The organism is Azospirillum sp. UFLA03-27, assembly GCF_059803775.1.
Genome location: NZ_JAUQTX010000457.1, coordinates 1 through 2,238, shown reverse-complemented (window position 1 = coordinate 2,238; position 2,238 = coordinate 1). Strand labels below are relative to the sequence as shown.

At 67.4% G+C, this 2,238-nt stretch carries 4 protein-coding genes; all 4 read right to left on the bottom strand.

Annotation, left to right across the window (positions count from 1 at the left end):
* Positions 1–9: 9 nt before the first annotated feature.
* Positions 10–282, bottom strand: a complete 273-nt coding sequence (locus Q4I23_RS32280) for a ribbon-helix-helix domain-containing protein (protein ID WP_454017617.1) — start codon at positions 280–282, stop codon at positions 10–12.
* Between the two features lie 142 nt (positions 283–424).
* Positions 425–676, bottom strand: a complete 252-nt coding sequence (locus Q4I23_RS32275; protein ID WP_014197510.1) for a hypothetical protein — start codon at positions 674–676, stop codon at positions 425–427.
* A 111-nt stretch (positions 677–787) separates the two neighbouring features.
* Entirely contained in the window at positions 788–943 is a 156-nt protein-coding gene (locus tag Q4I23_RS32270; RefSeq protein WP_014197509.1) for a hypothetical protein, read from the bottom strand.
* A gap of 65 nt (positions 944–1,008) precedes the next feature.
* Positions 1,009–2,187 carry an NAD(P)/FAD-dependent oxidoreductase gene (locus Q4I23_RS32265; RefSeq protein WP_498528946.1) on the bottom strand — a complete coding sequence of 393 codons (1,179 nt, stop codon included), beginning with the start codon at positions 2,185–2,187 and terminating at the stop codon, positions 1,009–1,011.
* Positions 2,188–2,238: the final 51 nt, after the last annotated feature.

Sequence of the window (2,238 nt, the reverse complement as noted above, 5' to 3'; positions counted from 1 at the left end):
TGCCACCTGTTACTCGGCCGCGATGGCCAAGGGGGTGTAAGAGGATTCCCGCGGTTTTGGCGTGGCCGCCCTGAAGTATTCCAGCACGTAGACCCGTACGGCGCTGGAAAGGTTGTTGGCATCCACAGCCTCCACCCGCTCGGCGAGGCGATTGCACAGTTCGCCCACCGTCAGGCTTTCCTTCTGCGCGATTTCCTCCAGCCCTTCCCAGAAGGCGGTCTCCAGCCGCATGCTGGTGCGCTTTCCGGCGACATAGACGTTTCTGAGCTTCTTCGATGACATGGCGGGACCGTTGCGCGACTGGTTGCACTCTTATGTGTGAAGCGTCGCGGAGTCCGAGCCGAAAAACATGTGATGAACTTCACATGAAACGCAGGGGTTCGTGGCGCGGGGCCATAAGGTCACAGGGTGTGCCATCAGCCGCTTACGCCTCCAAAACGGATTCGACATCCGACAGGTCGCTCAGCCGGCGGGCCAGCTTGTCCGTGCACTGGATTTCCAGGATGCCGAAGCCGGCGTTGGGCGCGATCGCGTGCAGGTCGCCGGCCATGCCGTTCTGGCTGGCGAAGCGCTTGACCCGCTCCACCATGGCGTCGCGCTCGGGCCGGCCCGGACGCAGGCCGGGCAGGGGGCGCGTAAACAGGATCTTGTAGCGTTTGAACATGGCGTGAGCCATGGGAGGGGCTCCCGGCCTGGGTGGGGCCTGATTGGGGACGGACGCGCCAGGGGGTGTGGCACGCCCGCCCCCGCCGGTGCAAGCCCTTCGGGCCGGCCTCAGTCCCCAGCGTCAGTCCTTGGTCGGCTCCACATTCTCCGCGCCCTTGCGGGTGCCGCCGAAACGGTCGGCGCCTTTGGCGTCGGGGGCGTCCGGCTTCTTGTGGTTGCCGGTGTTCTGCTGGTCGTCGGTGTGCTTGACGGTCTCTTCGGTGTGGGGCTGCTTCATCGCGGGGCCTCTTGCTCCGTTCGGAAAGGTGACCCCATCAACCGGTCAGGCTCGTACCCGTTCCATCAGATCACATTCGTCTCCAGCAGGGGGCGGTTCTCCACCAGACGGTCATAGGCGAAGGCCGACAGGTTCAGGCTGCGGTAGGCGCCGGTCGCGATCAGCTCCGCCAGCCCGCGTCCGGCGCCCGGCGCCTGTTGCAGGCCATGGCCGCTGAAGCCGTTGCAGAACAGAAAGTTGCGAAGCTCCGGATGCGGCCCGATGATCGCGTTCTGGTCGATTTCGTTGTATTCGTAGAAGCCGGCCCAGGCGTTGGTGACCTTGATCGCTTCGAAGGCGGGGACGCGCTCGGCCAGCGCCGGCCACATCATCTCCTCGAACAGGTCGTGCTCCACCGTCAGGTCGTCGGTGTCCGGGTCGCGATCGGCGGGCGGCGGGGCGCCGCAGATGAACTGCTTGCCTTCGGGCCGGAACCACACGCCGGACGGGTCGATGACCAGCGGGCAGCCGGGAAGCTCCTCGCGGCAGTCGAACACGAAGACGCAGCGCTTGCGCGCCGACACCGGCAGCTCCACCCCGGCCATGGTGGCGACGCGGCGGGCCTGCGGCCCGGCGGCGTTGACCGCCACCCCGCAGGACAGCCGCTGCCCGTCGGCCAGACGCACCGCGGTGACCTTGCCGTCGGCGGTGTCGATGCCCGCGACCTCCCCCGCGATCATGGTGACGCCCAGCGCCTTGGCCTTGCGGCGGAAGGCCTGCATCAGGCTGTAGCCGTCGAACCAGCCTTCCCCGGACAGGCCGAGCGAGCCGAGCGCGATCCCCTCCACCGACAGCCAGGGGAAGCGGGCGGTCAGTTCCTCCGGCGACAGCAGCGCCACGTCGGCGCCGCAGGACAGCTGGATGGCGTTGTTCCGGCGCAGGATGTCCGCCCCGGCCCCGGTCGCCAGATAGAGATAGCCTGGCTCGCGCAGGCCCAGATCCACCGGGTCGCCGTCCACGGACAGATGCTCCGTCGCGTTGCGGATGAAGGACAGGCCGAACTGCGACAGCGCGATGTTCGCCGGCGTCGAGAACTGCTGCCGGATCGAGCTGGCCGACAGGGCGGAGGAGGCGCGCTGGTAGGTCGGGTCCCGCTCCACCACCGCCACGGTGCCGCCGAAGCCGGGGTCGTTCGCCAGGAAATAGGCGACCGCGCAGCCCATCACACCACCGCCGACGATCACGACGTCGTACCGATCCGCCATCGAACGCTCCCGAATTAACCTTGTTTATCGTTCCAGTGATCGGGCCAGAAG

Bases quoted from the DNA above. Each gene is read 5' to 3' on its own strand.
- Q4I23_RS32265 (WP_498528946.1), bottom strand. From the start codon at position 2,187: ATGGCGGATCGGTACGACGTCGTGATCGTCGGCGGTGGTGTGATGGGC.
- Q4I23_RS32275 (WP_014197510.1), bottom strand. From the start codon at position 676: ATGGCTCACGCCATGTTCAAACGCTACAAGATCCTGTTTACGCGCCCC.
- Q4I23_RS32280 (WP_454017617.1), bottom strand. From the start codon at position 282: ATGTCATCGAAGAAGCTCAGAAACGTCTATGTCGCCGGAAAGCGCACC.
- Q4I23_RS32270 (WP_014197509.1), bottom strand. From the start codon at position 943: ATGAAGCAGCCCCACACCGAAGAGACCGTCAAGCACACCGACGACCAG.